Annotated in this window: 21 protein-coding genes; 11 read left to right on the top strand and 10 right to left on the bottom strand. The window is 68.0% G+C overall.

Annotated elements, in window-relative coordinates:
• Positions 1-8: 8 nt before the first annotated feature.
• Both DFR39_RS05000 and xseB read right to left on the bottom strand, forming a co-directional pair.
• On the bottom strand, positions 9-896 hold the full coding sequence (locus DFR39_RS05000) for a polyprenyl synthetase family protein (RefSeq protein WP_133602464.1): 888 nt from the start codon (positions 894-896) through the stop codon (positions 9-11).
• A gap of 3 nt (positions 897-899) precedes the next feature.
• Positions 900-1,145: an exodeoxyribonuclease VII small subunit gene (gene xseB / locus DFR39_RS04995; protein WP_133602463.1), complete on the bottom strand. Its 246-nt coding sequence runs from the start codon at positions 1,143-1,145 to the stop codon at positions 900-902.
• Positions 1,146-1,432: 287 nt separating this feature from the next.
• On the opposite strand from xseB, the gene DFR39_RS04990 reads away from it, so the two are divergent.
• The 4 genes from DFR39_RS04990 (at position 1,433) to DFR39_RS04975 (ending at position 4,930) form a co-directional block, all read left to right on the top strand.
• Positions 1,433-2,545, top strand: a complete 1,113-nt coding sequence (locus DFR39_RS04990; RefSeq protein ID WP_133602462.1) for an aromatic ring-hydroxylating oxygenase subunit alpha — start codon at positions 1,433-1,435, stop codon at positions 2,543-2,545.
• 104 nt (positions 2,546-2,649) lie between these two features.
• The gene (locus tag DFR39_RS04985) at positions 2,650-3,546 is read left to right on the top strand and encodes a DMT family transporter (RefSeq protein ID WP_162849429.1); all 897 of its coding nucleotides are present in this window, start codon (positions 2,650-2,652) and stop codon (positions 3,544-3,546) included.
• Between the two features lie 8 nt (positions 3,547-3,554).
• Complete coding sequence (locus tag DFR39_RS04980; protein WP_133602461.1) at positions 3,555-4,409, top strand: sulfurtransferase; 855 nt, start codon at positions 3,555-3,557, stop codon at positions 4,407-4,409.
• Between the two features lie 86 nt (positions 4,410-4,495).
• Positions 4,496-4,930, top strand: a complete 435-nt coding sequence (locus DFR39_RS04975; protein WP_133602460.1) for a universal stress protein — start codon at positions 4,496-4,498, stop codon at positions 4,928-4,930.
• Between the two features lie 57 nt (positions 4,931-4,987).
• Here the strand turns inward: DFR39_RS04975 and DFR39_RS04970 are convergent, their stop codons facing one another.
• Complete coding sequence (locus tag DFR39_RS04970; RefSeq protein ID WP_133602959.1) at positions 4,988-5,764, bottom strand: ZIP family metal transporter; 777 nt, start codon at positions 5,762-5,764, stop codon at positions 4,988-4,990.
• An 80-nt stretch (positions 5,765-5,844) separates the two neighbouring features.
• A complete protein-coding gene (locus DFR39_RS04965; protein ID WP_133602459.1) occupies positions 5,845-6,717 on the bottom strand; it encodes a dienelactone hydrolase family protein in 873 nt (290 codons plus the stop codon).
• Between the two features lie 112 nt (positions 6,718-6,829).
• Between DFR39_RS04965 and ppx the strand changes: the two genes are divergently transcribed.
• Positions 6,830-8,335, top strand: coding sequence for an exopolyphosphatase (ppx, locus tag DFR39_RS04960; RefSeq protein ID WP_133602458.1), 1,506 nt, complete (start codon positions 6,830-6,832; stop codon positions 8,333-8,335).
• Between the two features lie 16 nt (positions 8,336-8,351).
• Here the strand turns inward: ppx and ppk1 are convergent, their stop codons facing one another.
• Both ppk1 and DFR39_RS04950 read right to left on the bottom strand, forming a co-directional pair.
• Entirely contained in the window at positions 8,352-10,421 is a 2,070-nt protein-coding gene (ppk1, locus tag DFR39_RS04955; RefSeq protein ID WP_133602457.1) for a polyphosphate kinase 1, read from the bottom strand.
• Between the two features lie 9 nt (positions 10,422-10,430).
• Positions 10,431-11,303: a UDP-2,3-diacylglucosamine diphosphatase gene (locus DFR39_RS04950; RefSeq protein ID WP_133602456.1), complete on the bottom strand. Its 873-nt coding sequence runs from the start codon at positions 11,301-11,303 to the stop codon at positions 10,431-10,433.
• A gap of 123 nt (positions 11,304-11,426) precedes the next feature.
• Here DFR39_RS04950 and DFR39_RS04945 point away from each other — a divergent pair, with 123 nt between their 5' ends.
• On the top strand, positions 11,427-12,362 hold the full coding sequence (locus DFR39_RS04945) for a hypothetical protein (RefSeq protein ID WP_133602455.1): 936 nt from the start codon (positions 11,427-11,429) through the stop codon (positions 12,360-12,362).
• A complete protein-coding gene (gene recJ, locus DFR39_RS04940; protein WP_246030698.1) occupies positions 12,359-14,158 on the top strand; it encodes a single-stranded-DNA-specific exonuclease RecJ in 1,800 nt (599 codons plus the stop codon). The genes DFR39_RS04945 and recJ overlap by 4 nt, the downstream gene beginning before the upstream one ends.
• Here the strand turns inward: recJ and DFR39_RS04935 are convergent.
• Together DFR39_RS04935 and DFR39_RS04930 are read right to left on the bottom strand one after the other, a co-directional pair.
• Positions 14,149-14,769 carry a nitroreductase family protein gene (locus DFR39_RS04935; protein ID WP_133602957.1) on the bottom strand — a complete coding sequence of 207 codons (621 nt, stop codon included), beginning with the start codon at positions 14,767-14,769 and terminating at the stop codon, positions 14,149-14,151. The two genes, recJ and DFR39_RS04935, sit on opposite strands and share 10 nt — an antisense overlap.
• Before the next feature lie 57 nt (positions 14,770-14,826).
• Positions 14,827-15,714 (bottom strand): EamA family transporter, encoded by an 888-nt coding sequence (locus DFR39_RS04930; protein WP_409845988.1) that lies wholly within the window; start codon positions 15,712-15,714, stop codon positions 14,827-14,829.
• Positions 15,715-15,782: 68 nt separating this feature from the next.
• Here DFR39_RS04930 and DFR39_RS04925 point away from each other — a divergent pair, with 68 nt between their 5' ends.
• Positions 15,783-16,331 carry a MarR family winged helix-turn-helix transcriptional regulator gene (locus DFR39_RS04925; protein ID WP_133602453.1) on the top strand — a complete coding sequence of 183 codons (549 nt, stop codon included), beginning with the start codon at positions 15,783-15,785 and terminating at the stop codon, positions 16,329-16,331.
• Between the two features lie 25 nt (positions 16,332-16,356).
• Here DFR39_RS04925 and DFR39_RS04920 read toward each other — a convergent pair whose 3' ends face one another.
• Positions 16,357-16,563: a hypothetical protein gene (locus tag DFR39_RS04920; protein ID WP_133602452.1), complete on the bottom strand. Its 207-nt coding sequence runs from the start codon at positions 16,561-16,563 to the stop codon at positions 16,357-16,359.
• Positions 16,564-16,712: 149 nt separating this feature from the next.
• Here DFR39_RS04920 and DFR39_RS04915 point away from each other — a divergent pair, with 149 nt between their 5' ends.
• Genes DFR39_RS04915 through DFR39_RS04905 form a run of 3 tightly spaced genes read left to right on the top strand, consistent with a single transcriptional unit; the run spans position 16,713 to position 19,213 of the window.
• On the top strand, positions 16,713-17,624 hold the full coding sequence (locus DFR39_RS04915; RefSeq protein ID WP_246030697.1) for a 3',5'-nucleoside bisphosphate phosphatase: 912 nt from the start codon (positions 16,713-16,715) through the stop codon (positions 17,622-17,624).
• The gene (locus DFR39_RS04910) at positions 17,621-18,568 is read left to right on the top strand and encodes a DMT family transporter (protein ID WP_133602451.1); all 948 of its coding nucleotides are present in this window, start codon (positions 17,621-17,623) and stop codon (positions 18,566-18,568) included. The genes DFR39_RS04915 and DFR39_RS04910 overlap by 4 nt, the downstream gene beginning before the upstream one ends.
• A gap of 21 nt (positions 18,569-18,589) precedes the next feature.
• Positions 18,590-19,213, top strand: a complete 624-nt coding sequence (locus DFR39_RS04905; protein WP_133602450.1) for an L-threonylcarbamoyladenylate synthase — start codon at positions 18,590-18,592, stop codon at positions 19,211-19,213.
• A 13-nt stretch (positions 19,214-19,226) separates the two neighbouring features.
• Here the strand turns inward: DFR39_RS04905 and DFR39_RS04900 are convergent, their stop codons facing one another.
• Positions 19,227-19,604 (bottom strand): glutaredoxin family protein, encoded by a 378-nt coding sequence (locus DFR39_RS04900; RefSeq protein ID WP_133602449.1) that lies wholly within the window; start codon positions 19,602-19,604, stop codon positions 19,227-19,229.
• Between the last annotated feature and the right edge of the window lie 135 nt (positions 19,605-19,739).

Raw genomic sequence — 19,739 nt, 5'->3', positions numbered from 1 at the left:
GGGGGGACTCAGTTATCCCGGTCCACCACTTTGTCGGCCAGCACGCTCAGCCAGGCGGTGCTCGCCAGACCGCTGCGGGCCAGGGCCTCGTGGGCCTGACCACGCAAGCGGCACGCATAAGCATGGGCCTGCTCCAGGCCCAGCACGGACACATAGGTCGGCTTGTTGGCATCCTGATCCTTGCCGGCGGTCTTGCCCAGCACGGCAGAGTCCTGCGTCACATCCAGAATATCGTCCACGACCTGGAAAGCCAAGCCAATCGCGGCCCCGTAATCGGACAGGGCCTGCCAGGCCTGGGGACTGGTCTGCCCGCAGGCCGCGCCCATCAGCACGCTGGCCTGCAACAGCACACCGGTCTTGCGCCGATGCATATCGCGCAAAGCCTGCTCGTCCAGGCATTTGCCCACGCTGGCCAGGTCAATGGCCTGACCGCCAGCCATGCCTGCATGCCCCGAGGCGCGCGCCAGCAGGGCACAGAGCCTCGCCTGCAAGGCCGGCGACACACCCTCGTCCGGCGTCAAGACCTCAAATGCCAGGGCCTGCATGGCGTCACCCGCCAGCATGGCTTGGGCCTCGCCGTATGCCACGTGCACGGTGGGCTTGCCGCGGCGCAGCACATCGTTGTCCATGCAAGGCATATCGTCGTGCACCAGGGAGTAGGCATGGATCAGCTCCACCGCACAGGCCGCACGCAGCGCCGCCTGTGCATCCCCCTGCACCGCATCGCAGCCCGCCAGGACCAGCAGCGGCCTCAGACGCTTTCCACCGCCCAGGACGGCATAGCGCATGGCGTCGCCCAGCCCGGCAGGCGCATCGGCAGGAACCCAGGCGTCCAACGCCTGCTCGAAGGCATGCAGCGAACGCTGCACCCATTGATCAAACACACCTGCGTCCACGGCTTAAGAGTCCTCCCAAGACTTCATCTCCCCACCCTCCAGCACCTTCACCTGTTCTTCTACGGCCTGCAGCCGCTCGCGGCAGAAGCCCAGGAGCTCAGCGCCTCGCCGGTAGCTGTCCAGCAACTGGTCCAGCGGCAGCTGGCCGCCTTCCATGGAGGCGACCAAGCGCTCCAGTTCCTCGAGCGCTTGCTCGTAACTGGGCGAAATCGCGTCCGGGGACGCCTTCTTGGTGGTGGCTCTGCTCATCTCGTCACACGAAACCGTCGATTGTAGACGGGGCGTCTTGCCCAACCCTGTCGCCCCCATGGGGGCTTGTCAAACCGGCGCCACAGCCGCGCCTGCACCCCAGCCTTGACAGCTTGCCCTCGCTCAATGTGCGGCAAACCGACCCGGGTACAATCCCGGCCTCGCCACTGCGCAGCCCTGCCTGTGGCTGCAGTGCTTCCTTCCTTTCCTGACACAAACCCGGCTCCCTGGCCACAACCAGGGCCGCCGGGGGGTTGACATTGGTTTCTTGGAGAACCTCTTGGATCATGTCCGACCTGAGCTTCACTCTCTCGGCGCTTGAACGCAGCAAGACGCAGCTGCCCGTTACATCCTATTTCGATGAGGACCTGTTCCGCAGGGAGCAGGAACTGATCTTCCAGCATGGCCCCCGCTACCTCGGTCACGCCCTGAGCGTGCCCGAGGTAGGGGATCACTACGCCCTGCCCCAGGAGGGCGAAGGCCGCGCCCTGGTGCGCACGGCCCAGGGCATTGAGCTGCTGTCCAATGTCTGCCGTCACCGCCAGGCCGTGATGCTCAAGGGCCGGGGCAATACCGGCAAGAACGTGGTCTGCCCCCTGCATCGCTGGACCTACGACCTCAAGGGTCAGCTGATCGGCGCGCCGCATTTCGAGCAGGACCCCTGCCTGAACCTGAACCGCTACAAGATCCGCGAGTGGAACGGCCTGCTCTTCGAGGACAACGGCCACGACGTAGCCGCCCAGCTGGCCAAGCTGGGTCCGGGCGCCGAGCTGGACTTCAGCGGCTATGTGCTGGACAAGGTCCAGGTGCATGAGTGCGACTACAACTGGAAGACCTTCATCGAGGTCTATCTGGAGGACTACCACGTCGGCCCCTTCCACCCGGGACTGGGCCATTTCGTCACCTGCGAGGACCTGGCCTGGGAGTTCGGCAACCACCACTCGGTGCAGACCGTGGGCATCCACAAAGGTCTGTCCAAGCCCGGCTCGAACACCTATGCCAAGTGGCACGAGCAGGTGCTGCAGTTCGGCAATGGCCAGCCGCCCAAGCAGGGCGCGATCTGGCTGACCTACTACCCGCACATCATGGTGGAGTGGTACCCCCATGTGCTGGTGGTCTCGACCCTGCACCCCAAGGGCCCGCAGAAGACCACCAATATCGTGGAGTTCTACTATCCTGAGGAGATCGCTGCCTTCGAGCGCGACTTCGTGGAGGCCAACCAGGCCGCCTATATGGAAACCTGCATCGAGGACGACGAGATCGCCCTGCGCATGGATGCCGGCCGCAAGGCCCTGATGGAGCGCGGGGACAACGAGGTCGGCCCCTACCAGAGCCCCATGGAAGATGGCATGCAGCACTTCCACGAGTGGTACCGCCGCGAGATGCGCTTCGGCGGCTAAGCCCTCCCCCTGCAGCCGCGGCATGTGCCGCGACTCGCACATCCCACGCCCCGTGCAGCCCGCTGCCGGGGCGTTTTTGTTGACGCTGGCGCCACAATCGGGCCATGCCCGCTCCGCTTCTGATGATTGCCGCCAGCTTCCTCTTTGCCAGCATGGGGGTCTGCGTGAAGCTGGCGACCGAGTTCTACAGCGCCAGTGAAATCGTCATGTACCGCGGCTTGGTGGGCGTGGTGCTGATGGCCTTGCTGGCCCGCCACCAGGGGCTGAGCCTGGCCACCCCCGTGCCCGCCATGCACTTCTGGCGCAGCGCCTCGGGCGTGCTGGCGCTGTCGCTCTGGTTCTATGCAATCGGAGGACTGCCTCTGGCGACGGCCATGACGCTGAACTACATGTCCTCCGTCTGGATGGCCCTGTTCCTGATCGGGGGCGCCATCATGCTGGGCAGCGCGCGCGTGGACGGCCGGCTTGTGGCGGCCGTGCTGCTGGGCTTCCTGGGCGTCATCTTCATCCTGCGCCCCACCCTGGAGCAGCAGCAACTCTGGCATGGCTTGGCCGGGCTGCTTTCGGGCATGCTGGCCGCCATGGCCTATCTGCAGGTCACGGCGCTGGGCCGGGCGGGCGAGCCCGAGATTCGCATCGTCTTCTACTTCTCGCTGGGCGGCGTGCTGGCGGGTGCGCTGATCAGCAGCCTCGGCAGCAGCTGGCATACCCACCACAGCCTTGGTGGCATGGGCCTGCTGCTGGCGGTGGGCCTGCTGGCCAGCACCGCCCAGCTCATGATGACGCGGGCCTACGGCACCGGCTCCACCCTGGTGAACGCCAGCCTTCAGTATCTGGGCATTGTGTTTTCCTTCATCTACGGTGTCGCCGTGTTCCAGGACCGGCTCAGCTGGAGCGCCTTGCTGGGCATGGGCATGATCGTTGGCGCCGGACTCGCCGCCACGGCGCTGCGCAACCGCAGCACCCCCAAAGACAGTCAACAATCCCTGCGCGAATCATGAAAGGCATCATGGAACAGACCCTGATCTCCGTCACCCAACTGCAAGCACTGCTGGACGGTCCACATCCGCCGCTGTTGCTGGATCTGAGCTCCGACTTGGCCGACACCGAGGCCGGCGAGCGCAGCTATGCCGCGAACCACCTGCCCGGTGCCCACTATCTGCATCTGGACCGCGATCTGAGTGGCAGCAAGACGGCCGCGGACGGCAGCTTCCGCGGTCGCCACCCTTTGCCAGAGCGCGAAGCCCTGGCCGCACGCCTGGCCAATCTGGGACTGAGCCCGGACCGGCAGGTGGTCTGCTACGACGCCCAGGGCGGCATGTATGCGGCGCGCGCCTGGTGGCTGCTGCGCTGGCTGGGCCACGGCGCCGTGGCGGTGCTCGATGGCGGACTGCAAGCCTGGCAGGCTCAGGGCGGCGCGCTGGAGCGCGGCCAGCCGGCTCCGGCGCCTGCCGCTCCCTTCCAGCCCCGTGACAGCCTGGCCCCGTCCGTGGACGCCCAGGCCCTGCAGGACGGACTGGGATGTCTGCGCCTGATCGATGCCCGTGCGCCGGAGCGCTTTCGCGGCGAGATCGAGCCCCTGGACCGCCAGGCGGGCCACATCCCCGGCGCCAGCAATCGGCTGTTCAAGCTCAATCTCCAGGAGGACGGACGCTTCAAGCCAGCCGACCAACTGCGACAGGAGTTCCAGGCCTTGCTCGCGCCCTATGAGCCGCACGAGGTGGTTCACCAATGCGGCTCCGGCGTCACCGCCTGCCACAACCTGCTGGCCATGGAGCATGCCGGTCTCAGCGGCTCCAGGCTCTACCCGGGCTCATGGAGCGAGTGGTCGGCCGACCCGCGCCGACCGGTGGCCAAGGCTTGACTTAGAGCAAGACAGCCCCCGGGCGCTGCGGCAAGATGGCTGCACCGTCCGATCCCGGACTTGCCACAAAGAGAAGGAGATCTGCCATGTTCAAGCGCATCGTGATTCCCACCGACGGCTCCGAGATCACCGCCAAGGCGGTCGAGACCGCCATCGGCATGGCCAAGGCTCATGGCGCCAAGCTCTACGCGGTGAGCGTCAAGGAGCCCTTCCCCTACAGCGCGGTGTCCGAGATGCAGCCCACCCCGCCGCAGGAGTTCTTCGATGCCCAGGAACGCATCGCCAGCGCGCGCGTCAAGACGGTCATGGACGCTGCCAAGGCCGCCGATGTGCCCTGCGAAGGCCATACCGTGGAAGCCCTGCATGCCTGGGAGGCCATCATCGAGCATGTGAGCCACTGCCAGGCCGATCTGGTGGTCATGGCCTCGCATGGTCGCCGCGGCGTCCAGGCCCTGCTGCTGGGCAGCGAGACCCAGAAGCTGCTGACCCATTGCACCATTCCCGTGCTGGTCGTGCGCTGACCGCGCCGCACGCCCCGGGAGCCCCGGCCAGGCCGCGCTCCCGGGGTCGTCACCGTATCAGTGGGCGTGTGCGCCGCCCGACACCACCAGCACCAGGCCCAGCCCGGCCGCAAGCCAGGCCAGCTGGGCCGCTGTTTCACGCCAGGGCAGACGGCGTTGCAGCTGGGGGATGAGATCCGCCACGGCCACATAGATGAAGCTGCTGGAGGCCACGACCAGCAGATAGGGGAATAGCGATTCCCAAGCGCCCACCACGAAGTAGCCGAGCACGCCGCCCAGTACCGCCGAGAGCCCGGAAATGGCGTTGTAGACCAGGGCCCGGGCACGGCTGAAGCCGGCATTCAGCAGCACGATGTAGTCGCCCACCTCCTGCGGAATCTCGTGCGCAATGATGGCCATGGCCGTGGCCATGCCCAGATGCGTGTCCGCCAGAAAGGCGGCGGCAATGATCACCCCATCGCAGAAGTTGTGGATGGAGTCGCCCACCAGCACCGCCAGCCCGCCGCGGCCCGCCTGCTCATGGTCGAAGTGGTGGTGGTGGTGGTGACCATCACCCTCGTGATGATGGGTGTGCCGGTAGAGCTCCGCCTTCTCCAGCAGGAAGAAGAACATCAGCCCCCCCAGCAGGGTCAGGAAGAGCTCGTGGGCCCCCGCCTGTGCCTCGAAGGCCTCGGGCAGCACATGCAGCAGCGCCGTGCCGAGCAGCACCCCGGTCGACAGGCTCACCAGATGCTTGACCACGCGCCCGAGCAGGCTCACGGTCAGACTGGCGGCAATCACCACGGACAGCAGGCCACCGATCAAGGTGGCCAGCACGATGTAGAGAAGGGTCATGGACATAAGGTCGGGCACAAAAAACAAACCGCGCCCCCAAGGGACGCGGCGCGGTTTGCTCGCGAGGCAGGCCTGGTGAATCAGGCCACGCCCTGGGCCTTGAACCAGGCCAGGCAACGCTTCCAGCCATCCTCGGCAGCTTCCTTGCGGTAGCTGGGCCGATAGTCGGCATGAAAGGCATGCGGCGCCTCCGGGTAGATGTGAAAGCCACTACGCCGGGCGGCCGCCGAGCCTTGAGCCAGGGCTGCCTTCATCTTATCAACCGTGTCAAGCGGGATGCCCTGATCCTGCCCGCCATAGAGGCCCAAGACCGGGGCCTGCAGCTGATCGGCGACCTCCAGCGGATGGCGCGGCTGCAAGGCCGTGCTGTTGCCGACCAGGCGGCCATACCAGGCCACGCCGGCCTTCACGGCCGGACTGTGCGCGGCGTACAGCCAGGTGATGCGCCCACCCCAGCAAAAGCCGGTCACCCCCAGGCGCGCCACATCGCCACCCTGGGTGCCAGCCCAGGCCACGCAGGCGTCCAGATCGCGCATGACCTGCTCATCCGGCACCTTCATGATGACTTCGGCCTGCAGCTTCGCGATCTCTCCGTAGCTGCCGGCGTCACCCTGACGCACGAAGAGCTCGGGCGCAATGGCCAGGTAGCCCTGCTTGGCAAAGCGCCGGGCCACATCGGCAATGTGCTCATGCACGCCAAAGATCTCGCTGATCACCAGGACCACGGGTGGGTTCCTCGCCCCGGCCGGCTGCGCGCGGTAGGCCGGCAGCTTGAAATCGCCGACGGGTATCACAACCTCGCCCAGCTCCAGGCCCTGGGCATCGGTCTTGATGGTTTGGGCCGTCACCGGCAGCACCGCCGCGGCAAAGCCGCTACCCACGGCGGTGCGCACGAAATCGCGCCGATTGAAGTCACGACCCGGCGCCAGACTGTCCACATCGTTCTTCAGCATGCGAGCGACTCCTGTGTTGGGGGAGGATTCTTGCGTGAAAGCAAGCATTCTAGGCAGCTGCGCCACAGTGTGCGGAAAGCGTCATGGGTTTGCCGCGACAATCGCCGCCACCATGACCCTGCCGAACAGCACCTCCACCGCCCTTGCCGCCATCGACATGGGCTCCAACAGCTTTCGCCTTGAGATCGCCCAGCTGCAGCAAGGCCGGTATCGGCGTCAGCTCTATCTGAAGGAAACCGTGCGCCTGGGCGCCGGGCTGGACGAGCAGGGCATGCTCACCGAGGCCGCCATGGAGCGCGGCCTGAACTGCCTGGCACGCTTTGCCGTGGAGCTGCGCGGCTACGCCCCCGAACGCGTACGCGCCGTGGCCACCCAGACCCTGCGCGAAGCCCGCAACCGCGACGCCTTCCTGCGCCGCGCCGAGCTGGCCCTGGGCTTTCCCATCGAAGTGATCTCCGGCCGTGAGGAGGCGCGACTCATCTACGCCGGGGTGGCGAGGCTGCAGCGCTCGGAGCAGCCCCGCCTGGTGATCGACATCGGTGGCCGCTCCACGGAGATGATTCTGGGCCAGGGCACCACCCCCGAGCTGGCCGAAAGCTTCCAAGTGGGCAGTGTCAGCCTGTCCCTGCGCTTCTTCCCCGACGGTCGCTTCACGCCCGAGGCCTTCAGGGCCGCCCAGATCGCCGCGGGCGCCGAGCTGGAGGAAGCGCTGGCCTTGTTCGAGCGCAGTCGCTGGCAGGAGGCCCTGGGCTCGTCGGGCACGGTGGGTGCGGTGGCGCAGCTACTGGCCGGCAGCGGCATCACCGACGGCAGCATCACGCCCGAGGCCTTGCGCTGGTGCATCGAGCAATGCCTGCGCGCCGGCCATATCGACCAGCTGGATCTGCCCGGCCTCAAGGATGACCGCCGTGCCGTGGTCGGGGGAGGCCTGTGTATTCTCTACACCTTGCTGACCCAGTTCGGCATCGAACGCCTGCAGCCCACCAAGGGCGCCTTGCGTCAGGGGGTGATCTTCGATCTGGATGCCCGTCTGATGGTGCAGCGCTCCGGACGGCAGGGCGATATGCGCGAGCATTCCGTAGCGGCGTTGCAGCAACGCTTCGGTGTGGATGTGGAGCAGGCAAGGCGCGTCGGCCGGCTGGCGCAGAGCCTCTACAAGCAGCTACAGCCGGATGCCACCCGCGAGCAGTGGCGCGAGCTGGGCTGGGCGGCCGATCTGCACGAAATCGGCATGATGGTCTCGCATCACGACCACCACCGCCACAGCGCCTATCTGCTGGCCCATGTCGATGCGCCGGGCTTCTCGCAGAGCCAGCTACGCCGCCTGGCCGATCTGGTGCTCGGCCAGCGGGGTGGCCTGCGCAAGCTGGACACCCAGTTCGCCAGCGACCCGCATCTGGTGTGGCAAGTCCTGGCCCTGCGACTGGCCGTGCTGACCTGCCATGCCCGTGAGCCCGTCAGTGGGCGAGCCCTGAGCCTGAGCCGGGAGCGTCAGCAGGTGCTGCTCAAACCCGCCAAGCGCTGGGCGGCCACCCATCCGCGCGCCGTCTACCTGCTGCGCGAAGAGGCGGAGGCCTGGTCCAAGAGCGAGCAGCTGCGCGTTCTGCTCGACAGCTGAACCCCGCCCGGCAGACTCAGGCGGAGGACTCGCCGCCGAAGCGGGCCATCAGAGCCTGCTGGGCACTGAGCCCCTGGGATGACACGCGGTGCGAGCGCCCATCCGGGCTCAGCTGCCAGGCATCCAGACTGTCATGCAGATAGGGCTGCAAGGCTTCGTCAATCACGCGCTGACGCAGCTTGGCGTCCAGCACAGGCCAAGCCACTTCAATGCGGCGCAGCATATTGCGGCTCATCCAATCGGCGCTGGAGAGGTACAAGACCTCCTGATCCTCGGCATCACCCCAGCGGAAGTAGCTGATGCGTGAATGCTCCAGAAAGCGCCCCACCACCGAGCGCACCAGGATGTTGTCGCTGACACCGGGCAGACCCGGCGGCAGCATGCAGGCGCCACGGACAATCAGGTCGACGCGCGCACCGGCCTGGGCCGCAACGATCAGGCCCTGGATCAGCTCGGCATCGGTGAGCGCATTGATCTTCAGCACCACGCGCGACTTGTAACCGGCTCGTGCCGCCTCTGTGACACGCCCCAGGAACTCCAGCATCCGGCTGTGCAGATTGAAGGGCGCCAGCAGCAGGCGCTTGGGTGCCTTGAACTTGGACAGCGATGCCAGCTGCCGGAACACCGTGTCGGCATCTGCAGTCAGGTCCGGGTCGGCACTCAGATAGCCCAAATCGGTGTAGAAGCGCGCGGTTTTGGGGTTGTAGTTGCCGGTCGAGAGGTGAACGTAGCGACGCAACTTGTTGCCCTCGCGACGCGTCACCAGCAGGAGCTTGGCGTGGGTCTTGAGCCCGACGATGCCGTAGACCACCTGCGCACCGACCGCCTCCAGGCGCTCGGCCCAGTTGATATTGGCCTCCTCATCGAAGCGTGCCTTCAGCTCGACGACGACCATCACCTCCTTGCCACGCCGCGCCGCCTCGATCAGCAAGTCCATCAACTCGGATTTGCTGCCGGTGCGATAGACCGTCTGCTTGATGGCCAGCACATCGGGGTCGGCGACTGCCTCGCGCAAGAGCTGCACCACCGGCTCAAAACTCTCGAAGGGGTGGTGCAGCAGCACATCGTGCTTCTTGAGCTGCTCGAACATGCTCTTTCCGCGCGGCAGGCGGCGCTGAGGCCAGGCTGGCTCATAAGGCTGGAAGCGCAGCTCATCAGCCTCGGTCATGTCGATCAGTTCGTTCAGGCGCACCAGATTGACCGGACCATTCACCCGGTACAGGGCCGCGGCCGGTAGCTGGAACTGTTCCAGCAGAAAACCGGACAGCTCTTCCGGGCAGGTGTTGACCACCTCCAGTCGCACCGCGCGGCCGAAATGGCGGGTAGTCAGGCCCGAGCGCAGGGCGTGGCGCAGATTGGCCACTTCCTCCTCGTCGACCTCCAGGTCGGAATCCCGGGTGACGCGAAACTGCGAGAAGGCCTCCACCTGACGCCCCGGGAACAGCTCTTCCAGGTGCGCACGAATCACACTGGTCAAGAGCACATAGGCCTGACGACCGTCGCCGATCGCGGCCGGCAGCTTGATGACGCGTGGCAGCACGCGCGGCACCTTGACGATGGCAATGCGGGTGTCGCGGCCCAGCGCGTCCTTGCCCGAGATGCGGGCAATGAAATGCAGGGACTTGTTGGCCACCTGCGGGAAGGGGTGGGCCGGATCCAGGCCCACCGGCACCAGCAGGGGTCGAACCTCGCGCTCGAAGAAGCGGGCCACCCAGGCGCGCTGGACCTCGTTGCGGTCGGCATGATTAAGGATGAGGATGTGCCGGGCCTTGAGCGCCGGCATCACCTGCTCATTGAAGATGCTGTACTGCTGGTCGATCAGCTCATGGGCCGCCGCCCCCACCCGCTCAACATCTCGGGCTGTGATGCCAGACCCGGGGTCACGGGCTGCGTCCAGCATATCGGCAAAGCGAACCTCGAAGAACTCGTCCAGATTCGAGGAAACGATACAGATGTATCGCAGGCGCTCCAGCAATGGAACATCATCGCGCTGCGCCTGGGCCAGCACACGCCGGTTGAACTCAAGAATGGCCTGCTCGCGGTTGAGCAGGGTCAGTGAAGGAGGAACCGCGGGCAACTGCGTCATCGCTTCATTCTATGAAGATTGGGTGACAACTCCATGACCCGAGAGGGTCGGCGCCAAGACCTGCTGGGGCGTGGCGGCCAGGGCGCTCCAGTCCAGGATTTCCAGTCGCCCGTCGGCATGCTCCACCAGAGCCGTCAGGCTCTCCACCCAATCCCCGTCATTGGCATAGAGCACACCCTCGATCTCGCGCAGCTCGGCGTGGTGGATATGGCCGCAGACCACGCCGTCGGCGCCACGTTTCCTGGCTTCACGGGCCAGGGCGGTCTCGAAATCCGACACATAGCTGACCGCACGCTTGACCTTGAGCTTGAGATAGCGCGAGAGGCTCCAGTAGGGCAGACCCAGGCGCGCGCGCGCCGAGTTCAGCCAGCGGTTGAGCTTGAGCGCGAACTCATACAGATGGTCGCCCAGCAGGGCCAGCCAGCGCGCGCACTGGATCACGCCGTCATACAGATCGCCATGGGTGACCCAGAGGCGGCGGCCATCGGCGGTCTGGTGCATCCACTCCTCGGCCACCTCCACGCCGCCGAAGCTGTGGTCCAGGTAGCGGCGCGCGAACTCGTCGTGGTTGCCGGGAATGAAGATCACGCGGCAGCCCTTGCGCGCCTTGCGCAGGATCTTCTGGATCACATCGTTGTGGGCCTGCGGCCAGTACCAGCTGCGGCGCAGCTGCCAGCCATCGATGATGTCACCCACCAGGAAGAGCTGCTCGCAGTCCACCTGGCGCAGAAACTCCAGCAGGGCCTGGGCCTGGCAGCCCGGCGTGCCCAGATGCAGATCCGAGATCCAGACCGTGCGCACGCGCAGCGAGCCCCCCTCCTCCGCCGCATCGGGCGGGCTGGGCTCGGGGGCGGCGCGCGGAAGGTAGGCAGAGGGCTTCATGAGCCGCCAGCATGGGGCCGGGCCATGTCCGGCCCATGGCAGCCGAATGAAGATTGGGTGACGCCCCAAAGCGCCGCGCCCGACTCGGGCGCGACCATTCGCGGGCCCCGGGATAATCACAGCATGCATCTGATGATTCCCCATGCCAGCGCCCTGGGCGAGGCCGCCACCCAGGCCCTGCAGACCCTGAACTTGCCGCGCCTGGCCGAGCTGCTGGGCCGGCTGGAGCCCGTGGCCCAACTGGGCAGCGATGAATACGCCTTGCAGTTGCCGCACGAGCTGGCCCTGGCCCGGCTCTGGGGCTGGCCTACCGAAACACCGCCGGCCCTGGCCGTCGCCCAGGCCCGCGCCGATGGCATCGCGGTGGGCGAGTGGGCCTGGGCCCTGCTCACCCCCCTGCACCTCTCGGTGGGCAGCGACCAGGTCACGGCCCTGGATCCCGCCGCCCTGGCCCTGAACGAGGCCGAATCGCGCGCCTTCTTCGAGGCCCTGGCCTGGCTCTTCCCGGCCGAGGAAGGCTGGCAGCGCGCCTGGGGCGCGCCCGGCCGCTGGTATGTGGCCCACGCCGATCTGGCGGGGCTGGTCTCGGCCAGTCTGGACCGCGTGATCAACCGCAATGTCGACCCCTGGATGCCCGAAGCCCGGCGCCTGCGCACCCTGCAAAACGAGCTGCAGATGGCCCTGCACGGCCATGCGCTGAACGACGCGCGCGAGGCCCGCGGTGCGCTGCCGCTCAATTCGGTCTGGATCAGCGGCTGCGGGCTGGCCCTGCCCCAGACACCCCAGCCCGAGCTGCGCCTGGACGAGCGCCTGCGCGAGCCCCTGCTGGCCCAGGACTGGGCTGCCTGGGCCGAGGCCTGGGTAGCGCTGGACGCCGGCCCGGTGGCGGAGGCCCTGGAGCGGGTGCGCGCCGGCCAGCCCCTGCGCCTGACCCTGGCGGGCGAGCGCCTGGCGCGCGAGTTCGCGCCGCGGGCACCGGCGACAGGCCTGGGCGGGCTGTGGCAGCGCCTGGCCGGGCCGCGCCCCGCCGCCGTACTGCCGCTCTTGGAGGCCCTGTGAACGCGCCGCGCCTGATCCTGCGCGATGTGCCGCCGCGTGCCAGCTGGGCCCTGGAGCAGGCCGGGGTGCCGCCCCTGCTGGCCCGGCTTTTTGCCGCCCGCGGCGTGGCCCGCCCCGAGGAGCTGGACGAGGGTCTGGCCCAGCTGCTGCCGCCCGAAGGCCTCAAGGGCATGAGCGAGGCCGCGGTCCTGCTGGCCGATACCCTGCAGGCGGGCGAGCGCATCTGCATCGTGGCCGACTATGACTGCGACGGTGCCACCGCCTGCAGCGTGGCCCTGCGCGGCCTCTATCTGCTGGGCGCACGCCCTGGCAGCGTGGTCTATGTGGTGCCCGACCGCGCGGTGCATGGCTATGGCCTCACGCCCGCCATCGTGGAGCTGGCCCTGCCGCTCCAGCCCCAGCTGCTGATGACGGTGGACAACGGCATTGCCAGCTTCACCGGTGTGGCCCATGCGCGCGAGCGCGGGCTCAAGGTGCTGGTCACCGACCACCATCTGCCGGCCCTGGTGGAGGGTGAGACCGCCGTGCCCGAGGCCGATGCCGTGGTCAACCCCAACCAGCCCGGCTGCGGCTTCGCCAGCAAGCATCTGGCCGGCGTGGGCGTGGCCTTCTACACCCTGCTGGCCCTGCGTGCCGAGCTGCGCCGGCGCGGCGCCTTCGAGGGGCGCGAGCAACCCCGCCTGGACAGCCTGCTGGACCTGGTGGCCCTGGGCACGGTGGCCGATGTGGTGCGTCTGGACGCCAACAACCGCCGCCTGGTGGCGCAAGGCCTGCGCCGCATGCGCGCCGGCCGCATGCAGCCCGGCGTGGCCGCCCTGTTCAGCGCCGCCGGCCGCGATGCCGGTCGCGCCAGCAGCACGGATCTGGGCTTTGCCCTGGGCCCGCGCATCAATGCGGCCGGCCGGCTATCGGACATGACCCTGGGCATCGAGTGCCTGACCACCGACGATGCTACCCGCGCCCTGGAACTGGCCCGCCAGCTGGACGCCATCAACCGCGAGCGCCGCGAGATCGAGGCCGGCATGCGCGATCTGGCCGAGGCGCGGCTGGAACAGCTGCTGGCCGAGCCCGCCCTTCAGGGCGAGCCGCCCGCGGCCCTGTGCCTGTACGAACCCGAGTTTCACGAGGGCGTGGTGGGCATCGTGGCCGGCCGGGTCAAGGACCGGCTGCACCGCCCCACCTTTGTCTTTGCCCTGGGCGCGGACGGGCAGCTCAAGGGCTCGGGGCGCTCCATCCCGGGCTTTCATCTGCGCGACGCGCTGGACCTGGTGTCCAAGCGCGAGCCCGAGCTGCTCAAGAAGTTCGGCGGCCACGCCATGGCGGCTGGCTGCACCCTGCAGGCCGAGTCACCGGAAGAGGCTGAGGACCGCGTACAGGTCTTCGGCGCCGCCCTGGAGCGGGTGGCGCGCGAATGGCTGGACGCCGCGGCCCTGACCCGCACACTGCGCACCGACGGCCCCCTGCCGCCCGAGGCCTTCAGCGCCGAAGTGGTGCAGCAACTCGAGGCCCAGGTCTGGGGCCAAGCCTTCGAGGCGCCGCTGTTCTGCGATCCGGTGCAGGTGGTGTCGCAGCGCATCGTGGGCGAGCGCCATCTCAAGCTGCGGGTGCGCCAGGGCGGCCCGAGCGGGCCGCTGCGCGACGCCATCTGGTTCGGCCATATCGAGTCGGTGCCCGAGCGCGGCCATCTGGCCTACCGCCTGGCCCTGGACGAATACCAGGGCCAGCAGCGGGTGCAGATGATTGTGGAGGCCATGAGCGAGCAGGCAGCCCGGCCGGCGAATCTGCTTCAGGCGTAGCTCAGCACCTGGGCCAGGGGCTTGCGGGGCTTTTGAGGCCAGTTGTCCGCGCGCGCATGGCCCACGGTGATCAGCATCACCGGCAGTTCCTGCGGTGCCAGGTCGAATTCGCGCGCCACACCGGCCGCGTCGAAGCCGCCCAGTGGCCCACTGGCCAGACCCATGCCCTGGGCAGCCAACATCAAGGTCATGCCGGCCAGAGAGGCCGAGCGCAGCGCCTCATCGCGCTGCAGCTGCGGATCGGCCTCATGCGCCTGGCTGGCCTGCGCCACCCAGTTCGCGGCGATATCTGCTGCCATGGTGCCGGCCTCGACGCTGGGGGCCAAGGCCGCGGCCAGGCCATGGTGCGCCGCCAACTGACCGCAGACGATGAAGGTCACCGCCGCCTCGCCCACCTGGGCCTGCCCGTAGGCCTGGGCCTGTAGGCGCTGCTTCGCGGCAGCGCTGCGCACCGCAATGAAGCGCCAGTTCTGCAGGTGATAGGCCGATGGGGCCAGGGTGGCCAGGCGCACCAGTTCGGCCACGGTGGCCTCATCGATCTCAGCCCCCGCCTGGTAGCGGGTCACTGACTTGCGGGCTTCGATCAGATCGATCATGGCGGGACGGGACATGGTCATGCGGGCCTTCTCGGGCTCAGGTTGTGAAATAGGGACAAGATCGGGGCGGCTTCAGGCCACGGGGCGCGGCGGGCTCGGGGCCTTCTGCACCACCAGCACGCTGCCCAGCACCAGCATCAGGCCCCAGAGCGCGGCGCCGTGCAGGGCCTGGCCCAACAGGGCCCAGCCCAGGAGCACGGCGGTGACGGGGCTGAGCAGGCCAAGCGCCGAGACGGCCACCGGCGAGAGCCGGGCCAGGCCTCGGAACCACAGCACATAGGCCAGCAGGGCGCCTGCCAGGCTCAGATAGGCATAGCCCAGCCCAGCGCCCAGGCTCAGGGCCTGCAGCGGCGGGTCCAGCCACCAGGCCGCGGGCAGCAGCATCAGGCCGGCCAACATGAGCTGCCAAGCGGTAAAGCCCAGCAAGGACAGAGAGGACTTCCAGCGCCGCGAGAGATAGGTGCCCGTGGCCATGCTGGCCGCTCCGATCAAGGCCGCCAGCACACCCGCCACATCCCACCGGCTTTGCGGCGATAGCAGCAGCAAGGCCATGCCGACGATGCCCACCACCGAGGCCAGCACCGCCACAGGGTTGGGCCGGCGTACGTCCCAGGCCCAGGCCAGGCCCATGACCAGCAGGGGCTGGATGGCACCCACCACCGCCGCCACCCCGCCGGGCAGCCGGTAGGCCGCGACGAAGAGCAGCGCCTGGAACAGGGCCAGGTTCAGGCCCGCCAGCACGAGCAAGCGCAGCCATTCCCCGGGTGCCGGCCACTGCCGCACCCAGAGGAGAAGCAGCAAACCCGCCGGCAGGGTGCGCAGACAGGCTGCAACCAAGGGACGGTCGGGCGGCAGCAGTTCGGTGGTGACGATGTAGGTGGAGCCCCAAAGCAGAGGCGCCAGGGCGGTCAGGCCGATATCGAGGGCGCGCTGGTGCACTGCAGGGTTGGACATGGCCATTTATCTTGATGTCGAGATAAATCAATGTAGCAGATAATCTCGATGTCGAGATATCACTTACGCCCAACATGCCCAAGAGCCACCTCGCTCAGTCCCCGGATGCCGGCGCTGCGCCGCAGGACGCGGTCGAGCGCATCCTCGATCAGTGGCGGCAGGAACGCCCGGACCTGGATCTGCGGGCCATGGGCCTGATCGGGCGGCTCAAGCGCTGCAGCGAGCTGATGCAGCGACGCTTGGACAGCTGTTTTGCCGAGTTCGGCCTCAACGGCGGGGAGTTCGATGTGCTGGCCACGCTGCGGCGCAGCGGCGAACCCTATTGCCTGGCGCCAACGGCCCTATTCAACAGCCTGATGGTGGCCTCGGGCACCATGACCAACCGCCTGCAGCGCCTGGAAGCCGCGGGCTGGGTACAGCGCCTACCCAATCCAGCGGATGCCCGCAGCATGCTGGTCCAGCTGAGCCCGGCGGGCTTCGCGTTGATCGAACGCGCCCTGAGTGCCCATGTGGCCAACGAGACCCGAATCCTGGCAGCGCTGACGCCGCGCGACATGGATGGCCTGGACGCACGGCTGGCAGCCCTGCTGGCGGTGCTAGAGCCCTCAGAGACCCAGGCCTGAACCTGCAATCAAGCCCGCAGCGCCCTCAGTCCGCCTTGATCCAGGTGGACACCGCCTTGGTGGCCTGCTGGTTGCTCTGCACTCCCACCTGCAGGTCATAGTTGCGCAGCTGCGCGGCGCAGTGCTCGATATAGCCCTTGTCCGGATGCCAGGGGCCTGCGGCAAAGGGACCGCTGGTCAGATTGGCGCGGTGGGTGTAAACCACCCTCCACAACACGACATCCTGGTGCATTGCACAACCCTCATGCGCCGCAGGCCGGCCTGTTTCAATGATTGTGGGACACAAAAGGAGCGCAACACAAGCGCCCGGCCAGGGCCAGCCCAAGGCACAGAATGCCCCCGGCCCGGGGACGCGCCGCCCCCCACCCGTAAAATGGTGCCGTGAACCCGACCACCCCTTCCAGCGCCACCTTGGACATCTGCAGCAATGCCGATCTGCATTGCCACTCCACGGTCTCCGACGGCACGCTGGCGCCCGAGGCGCTGGCCGCCCGCGCCAAGGCCAACGGGGTGGACCTCTGGGCCCTGACCGACCATGACGAGATCAGCGGCCAGCAGCGCGCGCTGGACGCCGCCCTGGCCCTGGGCCTGCCCTACCTCACAGGCACCGAGATCTCGGTGAGCTTCGCCGGCCGTGTGGTGCATATCGTGGGCCTGGGCTTCGAGCACCGCGACGAGGCGCTCACCGCCGGCCTGCGCGCCACCCGCGGCGGGCGCGGCGAGCGCGCCCGCGAAATGGCGGCCAGCCTGGCCCAGGTGGGCATCAAGGGCGCCTACGAGGGCGCGCTGCAGTATGTGGGCAACCCCGAGCTGATCTCGCGCACCCACTTCGCCCGCTTCCTGGTCGAGGCGGGTCACTGCAGCGACATCCCCGAGGTCTTCCGCCGCTTCCTCACCGAAGGCAAGCCCGGCTATGTCGAGCACAAATGGGCCAGCCTGGGTGACGCTGTGCGCTGGGTGCGCGAGGCCGGCGGCGAGGCCGTGATCGCCCACCCGGGCCGCTACCCCTTCACGCCCACCGAGGAGTACGCGCTCTTCACCGAGTTCATCGCCCATGGCGGCCGTGGCGTGGAGGTGGTGACCGGCAGCCATACCGCGGCCGATGCCGCCAAGTACACCGAGACCGCGCTGGAGTTCGGGCTCTACGCCTCGCGCGGCTCCGACTTCCACAGCCCCGAGGAAAGCCGTACCGATCTGGGCCGGCTGGACGCCGGGCTCTCGGGCCGCCTGCGCCCCATCTGGGAGCTGCTGGCCCCGCGCATCCACCGTCCCACCGCGGCCGCCGCCGCGTGAGCGCCGCCGACCCGCGCAGCCAGCGCCCCTTGCTGGGCATTGCGCTGATCGTGCTGATGGCCAGCTGCTTTGCCAGCATGGACAGCAGCATCCGCTACCTGGGCGGCTTCCTGCCGGTGCTGCTGATCCTCTGGGCGCGCTACAGCTTCCAGGCCCTGAGCATGACGCTGTGGCTGGGCTGGGCGGCCTTCAGCGGCCGGCAGCGCCAGCCCTTTCGCGCCGCGCATCCGCGCTTCCAGGCCTTGCGCGGCCTGCTGCTGCTCTTCACCAGCGCGATGAGCTTCTACGGCGTGCAGCACATGCCGGTGGCCGAGTTCACCGCCATCAATATGCTGACCCCGGTGGTGGTGACCCTGCTGGCGGCCACCGTGCTGCACGAACCGGTCTCGCGCCTGCGCTGGGCCCTGGTGATCGGTGGCTTTGCCGGCGCCCTGATCGTGATCCGCCCCGGCAGCGGCCTCTTTGGCTGGGCCGTGCTCTTTCCGCTGGCCGGCGCGCTGAGCTACGCCAGCTTCCAGGTGCTCACCGCCAAGCTCTCGGCCCTGGAGAGTCCCTACACCACCCATTTCTACACCGGCCTCACCGGCACCCTGGTGCTCACGCCCCTGCTGGCCGCCTGGCCCGGTCTGGATGTGGCGGCCAGCCTCGCCGCGGCCAGCTCTGCACAGCTGGCCATGCTGGCCCTGATCGGTCTGCTGGGCACGGTAGGCCATCTGCTGCTGATCCTGGCCCTGGGCCTGGCGCCCACCGGCTCCCTGATGCCCTTTGTCTATGTGCAGATCGCGGTGGCCGCGGCCATCGGCTATCTGGCCTTCGACCATGCGCCCGATGGCTATGCCTGGCTGGGCATGGGCGTGCTCTCGGCCTGCGGCGCGGCCTCGGCCTGGCTGAATGTGCGTCGCGCGCCACCCTCCCGGGTCTGCAGCGATACCGTGGCCGATTGAATCGGCCAGAATCGGGCCACCATGGCCCAACTCTTTGAAGTTCACCCCGACAACCCCCAGGCGCGCTTTCTGCGCCAGGCCGCCCAGATCCTGCACCAGGGCGGCATCGCGGCCATTCCCACCGACTCCAGCTACGCCCTGGTCTGCCATCTGGACGACAAGGCCGCCGCGGAAAACCTGCGCCGCATCCGCGGGGTGGACGACAGGCATCACCTGACCCTGCTGTGCCGCGACCTCAGCGAGCTCGCCAACTATGCCCGCGTGGACAACCGCCAGTACCGCCTGATCAAGAACGCCACGCCCGGACCCTTCACCTTCATCCTGCAGGCCACCAAGGAGGTGCCGCGACGGGTGTCGCATCCCTCGCGCCGCACCATAGGCCTGCGCGTGCCGGATCATCGGGTCACTCAGGACTTGCTGGCCATCTTCGGCCAGCCCCTGCTGGCCACCACCCTGATCCCGCCCGAAGACAGCGAGCCGCTCAATGATGCGCAGGACATCTCGCAGCGCTACGACAAGCTGCTGCAGCTGATCATCGATGCGGGCGCCTGCCCCATGCAGCCCACCACCGTGGTGGACATGAGCCAGGACGAGCCCGAAATCGTGCGCCTGGGCCGCGGCGACCCGCAGCAACTGGGCCTCTGAGCCAAACCCGGGCTTAGCGCGTGCCCAGCAGGGTCAGCATGCGCTGGCGGTCAAAACCCAGCAGCGTGTGACCGCGCACCACAAAGGTGGGCGTGCCCCGCCCGCCGCGGGCCTGGTACTCGGCCAGGCAGGCCGCGTCACGCTCGATCAGGCACTCGCGGTAGGGCACGGCCGCCTCATCCAGCCACAGGCGCGCCCGCTTGCAGAACACGCAGGTCTCGGAGGAGATCATCAGGATGTCGCCGGGCCGCGCCAGCTCGCGCAGGCGCTGGGCCTCATCGGCCGCCTGCCGCGAGCCCGCCCAGCGGGCCAGACCCGCAAAAACCAGGATCAGGAGCAGCAAGACCCACAGGTCATGCCGGCGCAGCCAAGAGGGAATCGGGATGTTCACGCCCCCATCTTAGGCCCCGGCCTCGCGGCCGCCCCGGCCCGCCGCCGCCCAGCCGAGCAAGCGGCTCAAGGATGTAAATATATTTATAGAATACCTGCAACAATCAGCTTGTGGATGAGCCCAATGGAGCGAGCA

The sequence above is a fragment of the Roseateles asaccharophilus genome, assembly GCF_004362405.1.
Taxonomy (GTDB): Bacteria; Pseudomonadota; Gammaproteobacteria; order Burkholderiales; family Burkholderiaceae_C; genus Kinneretia; species Kinneretia asaccharophila.
This window is presented reverse-complemented; position numbering and strand designations above follow the sequence as displayed.

Excerpts from the sequence above, each read along its gene's own strand:
- xseB (WP_133602463.1), bottom strand. The coding sequence starts at position 1,145 with ATGAGCAGAGCCACCACCAAGAAGGCGTCCCCGGACGCGATTTCGCCC.
- DFR39_RS04990 (WP_133602462.1), top strand. The coding sequence starts at position 1,433 with ATGTCCGACCTGAGCTTCACTCTCTCGGCGCTTGAACGCAGCAAGACG.
- DFR39_RS04985 (WP_162849429.1), top strand. The coding sequence starts at position 2,650 with ATGCCCGCTCCGCTTCTGATGATTGCCGCCAGCTTCCTCTTTGCCAGC.
- DFR39_RS04980 (WP_133602461.1), top strand. The coding sequence starts at position 3,555 with ATGGAACAGACCCTGATCTCCGTCACCCAACTGCAAGCACTGCTGGAC.
- DFR39_RS04975 (WP_133602460.1), top strand. The coding sequence starts at position 4,496 with ATGTTCAAGCGCATCGTGATTCCCACCGACGGCTCCGAGATCACCGCC.
- DFR39_RS04970 (WP_133602959.1), bottom strand. The coding sequence starts at position 5,764 with ATGACCCTTCTCTACATCGTGCTGGCCACCTTGATCGGTGGCCTGCTG.
- DFR39_RS04965 (WP_133602459.1), bottom strand. The coding sequence starts at position 6,717 with ATGCTGAAGAACGATGTGGACAGTCTGGCGCCGGGTCGTGACTTCAAT.
- ppx (WP_133602458.1), top strand. The coding sequence starts at position 6,830 with ATGACCCTGCCGAACAGCACCTCCACCGCCCTTGCCGCCATCGACATG.
- ppk1 (WP_133602457.1), bottom strand. The coding sequence starts at position 10,421 with ATGACGCAGTTGCCCGCGGTTCCTCCTTCACTGACCCTGCTCAACCGC.
- DFR39_RS04950 (WP_133602456.1), bottom strand. The coding sequence starts at position 11,303 with ATGAAGCCCTCTGCCTACCTTCCGCGCGCCGCCCCCGAGCCCAGCCCG.
- DFR39_RS04945 (WP_133602455.1), top strand. The coding sequence starts at position 11,427 with ATGCATCTGATGATTCCCCATGCCAGCGCCCTGGGCGAGGCCGCCACC.
- DFR39_RS04935 (WP_133602957.1), bottom strand. The coding sequence starts at position 14,769 with ATGTCCCGTCCCGCCATGATCGATCTGATCGAAGCCCGCAAGTCAGTG.
- DFR39_RS04930 (WP_409845988.1), bottom strand. The coding sequence starts at position 15,714 with ATGGCCATGTCCAACCCTGCAGTGCACCAGCGCGCCCTCGATATCGGC.
- DFR39_RS04925 (WP_133602453.1), top strand. The coding sequence starts at position 15,783 with ATGCCCAAGAGCCACCTCGCTCAGTCCCCGGATGCCGGCGCTGCGCCG.
- DFR39_RS04920 (WP_133602452.1), bottom strand. The coding sequence starts at position 16,563 with ATGCACCAGGATGTCGTGTTGTGGAGGGTGGTTTACACCCACCGCGCC.
- DFR39_RS04905 (WP_133602450.1), top strand. The coding sequence starts at position 18,590 with ATGGCCCAACTCTTTGAAGTTCACCCCGACAACCCCCAGGCGCGCTTT.